Source organism: Paraburkholderia mimosarum LMG 23256 = NBRC 106338, assembly GCF_000739815.1.
Taxonomy (GTDB): domain Bacteria; phylum Pseudomonadota; class Gammaproteobacteria; order Burkholderiales; family Burkholderiaceae; genus Paraburkholderia; species Paraburkholderia mimosarum.
In genome coordinates, this window is sequence record NZ_BBJJ01000093.1 from 1 (window position 1) to 6609 (window position 6609).

Below are 6609 nucleotides of genomic sequence, written 5' to 3' on the forward strand. Positions count from 1 at the left end.
CGCGTACCGATGAGACCTACCTGAAGCCGGAAGATTCGCGGCAGGTGGGTCTACCTGTACCGGGCAGTGGATCGGGCTGGGCAGACGGTGGACTTCATGCTCAGAGTCCGACGCGACGTGGCTGCGGCCAAATCTCTTTTCAGCAAGGCCATCAAGCGTCAGGGCCAGCCACCGCAGACCATCACGCTCGACGGCTATGCCGCATCACACCGCGCGGTGCGCGAAATGAAGACCGATGGTCTGCTGGCTGAAGACACGAAGGTCCGCTCCTCAAAATATCTGAACAACGTGATCGAGCAAGGCCATCGCCACATCAAGTCCAGAACGAACATGATGCCTGGTTTCAAGCGATTCGGGAGCGCCGCGACCACGATTTCAGGAATCGAGTTGACGCATCGCATTTGCAATGGGCAGTTCGATCTCGCGAAGCTCGGCCTCAAGGAGGCCGCTGCGCCCGCCGTATGGAATGCGGTCCTGTTTGATCGATAAGCCTTCCTACCTATATGAACTTTCTCAACCCGCTTACCTATTTTCACCAGGACCCGACGCCTTTGCACGTTGGGCGAATCCAGCGCCGAACTTGTCGCACCAGAAACGGATTGTCTCGTACGTGACGACGACACCATGCTCGAGCAACAACTCCTCGATATCGCGCAGGCTCAGGCTGAACCGGAACCAACGAACCGCGCAGCTGATGACGATGGAAGGGAAGCGGTGACCGTGATAAAGCGACTTTCTTTCTTCATCGCTTCATTCTACCCTCGCTCCTGCGTCAACCTGACAGAGCCGATGAGACCTCAATTATGCGATGAGGAGCCGTCCATACCACTTTTGCCGAGCATCCGTTGCAGATCGCGAATCTGCTTGAGCGCATCGGCCAGCTTTTGCGCCAGTGGAACTCCCGTGCAGCCAAGCTTCGATGACGAACCGTTTTCCTCGAATATGAAATCGACCTTTCTTGGCTTGCCGATTGTTTCTGCGGCGACAAACGTTCCATTCATCGCAATGGATGCCGAGGTATTTCCAACGTCGACTGCAAGACCTCCTGCGGCAGAATTGACCAAGACTCTCTGAACACAAACGGAGTGCCAATTCAATGGTGGCAATGGACCTACTGAGCGGCGGCACAGTGTGCTACCGCTGCTTTCTCCGATCGATGATCTTACAGTGCCGTCTATACTGATAGATAAGGCTCGTTTGCTGTGATTCATGCGTTTTCATCGATCCACCCGCGCAACCATTCGGCGGCCCACCGCATCGCACCCTTTGGCGTATCCGACAGACCGAGATCCTTGAATGTGTAGCTGAAGTACACATCGTCCCAGTCTGTACGCGTCCGCGAGATTGTAGCCTTAGCTGTGTACATTCCCGCAGCAGGCACGGACTCAATGTCGAGCTTCCAATCACGGTAGTCCTGGACCACGTTCATAAGCACCATCTTTCAGCACGTTCAAAATTCTTTATCGTTCGACTCCAACGCCCCGCCGACATTTACACATGTATGCCAATGTAGTGCGACTATCCGCGCTGCATGGGGATCCTGCCCCGCGCACCGTGATTCCTTCATGCATTTAATATTCCGAAATATGAAGACCGGCAAGAGCATTCATGCCCGCGGCAATGCGCGTGCGGCATGTTTAGGTGTGCACCATGGAGAACCCACGTCGCCACCTTGCAAGCGGATGAATACGGCGGGTGTGCCGGTGAAGCTGCCTTCGCCCTGCAACGATTCCAACGTCTCGTTGACGCGGTACGCGACTGACCCCGTACTCACAAGCTGTAGGTCGCGCTGCACTTGCGCGTCTCCTCAACGGTCACTTCAACGAGTCGCACACTGGTTCCTTCGAGCGCTTCCGGACGCACCACGGTAACGAGGTATTCGGCCATGTTCTCGGCGGTAGGATTGAACGGCACCTTAACGACGCTTCTATCGATATCCCGCACGTAAGCATGGAGCGGATCGTCGGCCCACATCAGCATGCGATGATCCCACTCGTCCTCAAGCCACATGCACAGCCGTCGCTTGATCACGCTAAAATCGATCACACGGCCGAGCGTATCGACCGCCGGAGCTTCGCAGGTGAAATGGACGCGGTAGTTATGGCCGTGCAGGTTGGCGCACTTGCCCTCGTGACCCACCACGCGGTGACCGCAGGAAATATCGTGATAGCGCGTCGCCCGGATCATCGTCAGAACTCCTGTCCGCGCATGAGACGCATGAATTCGTCGCGCGCGGCCGGCTTCTCCCGCAGCAGCCCGCGCATGACACTGGTAGTCATGGTGCTGTCATGTTCGCGCACACCACGCGCAGTCATACGGGACTGCGTGGCGTGAGTCACCACGCCGAATCCCTGTGGCATGATCAATGCGTCGATCTCGTCGGCAAGCTGCATGACTGCTTCCTCTTGAATTTGTGGGCGTGCCATCACCCATTCGGTGATGCGGTTGAACGTGGACAGGCCGATCACCCGCTTACGGGGTGTGACACCGATCCACGCGTGACCCGTGACGCTGCACAGGTGGTGAAAACGCATCGAGCGCACGCTGATCGGTACAACCGTGTACAACCAGTCGAGCCGCCGCACGTTCGGAAAGTCCGTCACGTTCAGGCGCGACTCATAGCGACCGGCAAATACCTCGCGCACGTACATTTTCGCGACGCGCAGTGTCGATAGTGTTGTGATCCGGCTTGATCACGAGCGATTCGAGCAGCGCTCGCACATGATTCTCAGCTTCTTCCTGAATTGCATCGACTTCCCCAGCCAGCAGGTACGTCGAAATATTGGCGTTCGCCTTGAACGACACGCCGGCCTCGCGCAGCCGTTCGATGATGCGCTCGGATGCGGTCATGGCAACTGCCCCCAGTGCTCCATGAGCCACTGTATCTGATACACGATTCCCGCGCCGGGCAGACGCGAAGTAATCTGATCTACGACAAAGCGTCCACCGATCGCATCGCGGTACAGCCTGCCGCCGAGCATGATGGCTTCCTCCTGTTCCAGCCCAAGCTCCCGCACCTGTTCGCACAGGTGCGACCGCTTCACGTGTCCCGGCTGGTTGAACGTCTGTTCGTAAGATTCAAGCCACCAGTCGCCGATGATCTCGTCCGTACTTTCGAAGTCGCGATAGGTTTCGAGATTCGCGGTCGGATCAGTGAGCGGTGATGTGCCGGCGAGCAACGGGCCAACATGCACGACCAGTTGTTCAACGTTCGCGACCTGGCGCGCGGCGTAGTGTCTCCAGTCCTGGACGACGCGGCGAGCTGCAGAATCACATCGAGCAGCTTTATGCGAAGGTCCTTGCTAAGCCGCAAATCGATCGGGCGCGTCGGTTGGGCATTCCACCCACTGCTTCCAGGAGGCTCGCCGCGACGCCACTGCGCCAACGCATGCTGCATGACATGCGGATCCGAAACCTTGCAGAGAATACCCAGAAGTCCTATCTGATTTAGGTATCCAGTTTCGCCTGACACTTGCGCCGTTCGCCCGAACTGCTGAGTCCCGAGGAGATCCGGCCCTGGCTAATCTATCTCCGCGAAGAGCGCAAACTGGCACCCGCCAGTCGCAGCCCGACGATCGATGCACTGCGCTTTCTCTATCGCGTGACGCTCAAACGTGACTGGAGTGACGAGGATTTCCCGTTGTCTAGGAAGACTGGCCGTGTGAGTGCGACCGTGCAACCCAGCGGCACCCGCATGCAACGCATGATCGAGGATGTGCAGGCCGCCTATTTGCACATCAGAGCCCTTTGCTTGAGGAAACCTCAGGCTATGGCCGCCCTCAGCCTTCTCAACGAAGAATCGGAGCAGAGCGCGCTTAAATGATGATCACTTTGTGATGGCGCCGCACAATGTGGCCTGGGGATAATTTCCAGGCAAAGCCATCTGGGGCCACGGTCTCCTGAGAACTTGCCCTCGATCATTTTTCAACAGCCGGCAACGGATAAGTTGCACAGCAACCGGATTGAAGGAAGCACCGTATCGCGCGAAGACGGGCAAAGGTGTCTGCGGCCTTGTCGCTCACAATCTCCACCCCGTGAAACAGGTGACTTAAGCCGGACGCGGCCGGCGATCTGCGAGAGGGTTTCCTCAACACCATCGAGAAGATTCGCAGGATGACTATGCAACTCGCGTCCTGTCGCAAGCATGGTTCATGTCCCGGGTCAGTGCGTCGCCGCAAAGTTCGGTTGCAGCTTCAATCATCGAGAGCGTAAAGGACTTCGCGCCATACCCGGAGAGCTTGCGGTTGCGGCAAATGACACCCTCGAGGCGAGTTCGCGCGTGTGCTCATCAGCAAACGGAGACATCATTGAGAAGAACGACTGCCTGCGGCGTAAAAATGACGGGTGTCGTGCCACAGCGGGTCGTCGGCATCCAGACAGAGAAGGTCAATTGACATTTTGCGTATTTGCGCCGGGCTTCCGGTTGTTGCTGTGTGCGACAGGCTGCGTGATCCCGCACGACGAGGAGGAACGCCATACAGTCGCGGTTGCATTCGCATATGCAACAGGACAACTTCTTGCCGGGGCATGCGCCGATTCTTTTGGCCCCGGCTCGGCGCGCACCGATAGCGGTCAAGCATTGCGTCGGTGCTGGGCGCGCGCAGCCCGGAGCATTTTAACGAAGGCGCCCGGAAATTGCCGCCACTCCCGCACGGGTAGCCGCACTCACTCCTTCAGAAGGTCAATCAGCGCACGACCAAGTGGATCAGGACTTCGCTCATAGGTCACCAGCCTTATCCCCGGCAATTCGGGCCAGGCACCATTGCCTTGCGGCAAGGTAACGAGTCCGTCGTCCAGCGCGGATTCGCAAAGGACCGAAATGCCAAGGCCCTCCTTGATGCGGGACTGGACACCGACGACGCCACTCAAAGTCAGCGCTTCTCGCCATTGGATCGTGCCCGAATTGAGCGCCGAGATGGCAGCAGCTCTGAACGCGCAGGGAGCGGGCAGCAGGCACAGGTCAACCAAGGGTGGTGGGACGTCCAGATGTTGAGCCGCGACCCAGTGCATCCTTTCCTCGCGAAACAGATGATGTGAGCCGCGACCCTCCTGCTCCTTTACGAGAACAACATCAAGGTCACCGGCATCGAACGCACGTAGCAACGCCTCACTAAGCGCTACCCTGACGCTCAGCTCAACCCGTGGGAGCAGTCGACGAATCCGGCCTAACAGTTCCGGCAGCCGGTGAGGAACAAGATACTCGACGATGCCCAGGCGCAGGCGCCCTTCGAGGTTCCTGCGGCCAACCATACCGACAGCCTCATCGTTCAGACGCAGCAGACCGACAGCGTAGTTGAGGAACTGTTCCCCGGCAGCAGTTAGCTCGACCTGGCGACTGTTGCGGGAAAAAAGCTCGACCCCGAGTAAATCTTCAAGCCGCTGAACCCGCGTGCTGATCGCGGACTGCGATCTGCAAAGGCGCTTCGATGCACCGGTGAAGCTCCGCGCATCCGAGACAGCAACGAAGCAGCGGACGAGGTCTATGTCAAGGTCTCGCACATCAATCTCCAATAACGATAGCTGCGATCGGTATTATGCATTCTTCAGATTGATGGCTCCGCGATACGATTTCCTCGTTACGAAAATGAATGGAGAACGCGATGCAAGCTGTCTGGTATGAGCGGGTCGGACCCGCACGCGAGGTGCTAGTGAACGGGGAGCGTCCAATGCCGTCCGCCGGTCATGGGGAAGTCCTTGTGCAACTCCATGCGTCGGGCGTCAACCCCTCGGACGTCAAGGCGAGGGCGGGGGCTCGCGGCGGGAAGAGCGACCTTGCCTTTGCGTTCGTCATTCCACACAGCGACGGTGCCGGGATCGTTGTCGAGTGTGGCCCTGGATGCAACCGGCTCACCCCTGGAAGCCGCGTCTGGGTAAGCAATGGCCAGTGGCGACGGGCTTCCGGCACCGCTGCCCAGTACATTGCGATTGACGAGAAGCTGGTCTTCCCGCTCCCGGACAACGCCTCCTACCTGGTTGGCGCAGCACTGGGCATTCCAGCCCTCACGGCGTGCCACGTCACGACAGCTTTCGGCGACGTGGCCGGGCGCACCGTCCTGATCAGTGGCGGAGCCGGCACAGTCGGACGGCTGGCCGTGCAGTTCGCCAGGCAGGCAGGCGCGTTCGTGGTCGCATCCGGACATGGCTCAGCTGATGAACAACGCATCACCAGCGCTGGTGCCGATGCCTTCGTTGACTACACGAGCCCCACCTTCGTTGCGGACGTGCTCGATGCGACGAAAGGGCGACTAATCGATCACGCCGTTGAAGTCGAATTCGGCGCCAATGTGCAGTCTCTGGCCGATCTGCTCTCGGATCGCGCGACAGTGGTGACCTATGGCTCAGCCAGGGTGATGCGGCCGGAGATACCGTTCTACAAGTTTCTGTTCAAGGGTATCGAGCTTCAGTTCGTGCTGGTTTATTTGCTCACACCCGGGGAACGAGCCGACGCAGCTATGCGCATCAATCATCTTCTGGAGCTGGGGACGCTCGACGTGCCAATCCATGAGGTACTGCCGCTTCGGGATTGCGCACGCGCGCACGAGCTGGTCGAGAGCGGACAGCGCACAGGTGCGGTTATTCTGGATGTGGAGAACGTCGCATGACTATATC

General features: G+C 58.6%; 8 protein-coding genes and 2 pseudogenes. 3 read left to right on the top strand and 7 right to left on the bottom strand.

The features are described 5' to 3' along the window. Positions 1–30: 30 nt before the first annotated feature. A pseudogene (locus tag BMI01S_RS32505) lies at positions 31–489 on the top strand (IS6 family transposase); the annotation flags it as partial. 54 nt (positions 490–543) lie between these two features. Here the strand turns inward: BMI01S_RS32505 and BMI01S_RS39755 are convergent. The 6 genes and pseudogenes from BMI01S_RS39755 to BMI01S_RS32530 form a co-directional block, all read right to left on the bottom strand. Then, a pseudogene (locus tag BMI01S_RS39755) lies at positions 544–702 on the bottom strand (IS6 family transposase); the annotation flags it as partial. 95 nt (positions 703–797) lie between these two features. Next, a complete protein-coding gene (locus BMI01S_RS41365; RefSeq protein WP_154671428.1) occupies positions 798–1211 on the bottom strand; it encodes a hypothetical protein in 414 nt (137 codons plus the stop codon). Positions 1212–1770: 559 nt separating this feature from the next. Further along, positions 1771–2187, bottom strand: a complete 417-nt coding sequence (locus BMI01S_RS32520; protein WP_028232544.1) for a 6-pyruvoyl trahydropterin synthase family protein — start codon at positions 2185–2187, stop codon at positions 1771–1773. Between the two features lie 2 nt (positions 2188–2189). Beyond that, the gene (locus BMI01S_RS32525) at positions 2190–2645 is read right to left on the bottom strand and encodes a GTP cyclohydrolase I (RefSeq protein WP_244145453.1); all 456 of its coding nucleotides are present in this window, start codon (positions 2643–2645) and stop codon (positions 2190–2192) included. Further along, complete coding sequence (locus BMI01S_RS43400; protein ID WP_244145454.1) at positions 2617–2850, bottom strand: hypothetical protein; 234 nt, start codon at positions 2848–2850, stop codon at positions 2617–2619. Before BMI01S_RS43400 ends, BMI01S_RS32525 begins: the two co-directional genes overlap by 29 nt. Further along, the gene (locus BMI01S_RS32530; protein ID WP_028232543.1) at positions 2847–3179 is read right to left on the bottom strand and encodes a hypothetical protein; all 333 of its coding nucleotides are present in this window, start codon (positions 3177–3179) and stop codon (positions 2847–2849) included. Before BMI01S_RS32530 ends, BMI01S_RS43400 begins: the two co-directional genes overlap by 4 nt. Before the next feature lie 293 nt (positions 3180–3472). On the opposite strand from BMI01S_RS32530, the gene BMI01S_RS38370 reads away from it, so the two are divergent. Beyond that, positions 3473–3823 carry a phage integrase N-terminal SAM-like domain-containing protein gene (locus BMI01S_RS38370; protein ID WP_028232542.1) on the top strand — a complete coding sequence of 117 codons (351 nt, stop codon included), beginning with the start codon at positions 3473–3475 and terminating at the stop codon, positions 3821–3823. 842 nt (positions 3824–4665) lie between these two features. Here BMI01S_RS38370 and BMI01S_RS32540 read toward each other — a convergent pair. Further along, positions 4666–5499, bottom strand: coding sequence for a LysR substrate-binding domain-containing protein (locus BMI01S_RS32540; protein ID WP_028232541.1), 834 nt, complete (start codon positions 5497–5499; stop codon positions 4666–4668). Positions 5500–5588: 89 nt separating this feature from the next. Between BMI01S_RS32540 and BMI01S_RS32545 the strand changes: the two genes are divergently transcribed. Then, complete coding sequence (locus BMI01S_RS32545; RefSeq protein ID WP_051381556.1) at positions 5589–6602, top strand: NADPH:quinone reductase; 1014 nt, start codon at positions 5589–5591, stop codon at positions 6600–6602. Positions 6603–6609: the final 7 nt, after the last annotated feature.

Coding starts and splice junctions, on each gene's coding strand:
- BMI01S_RS41365 (WP_154671428.1), bottom strand. CDS start 1,211: ATGAATCACAGCAAACGAGCCTTATCTATCAGTATAGACGGCACTGTA.
- BMI01S_RS43400 (WP_244145454.1), bottom strand. CDS start 2,850: ATGACCGCATCCGAGCGCATCATCGAACGGCTGCGCGAGGCCGGCGTG.
- BMI01S_RS32545 (WP_051381556.1), top strand. CDS start 5,589: ATGGAGAACGCGATGCAAGCTGTCTGGTATGAGCGGGTCGGACCCGCA.
- BMI01S_RS32520 (WP_028232544.1), bottom strand. CDS start 2,187: ATGATCCGGGCGACGCGCTATCACGATATTTCCTGCGGTCACCGCGTG.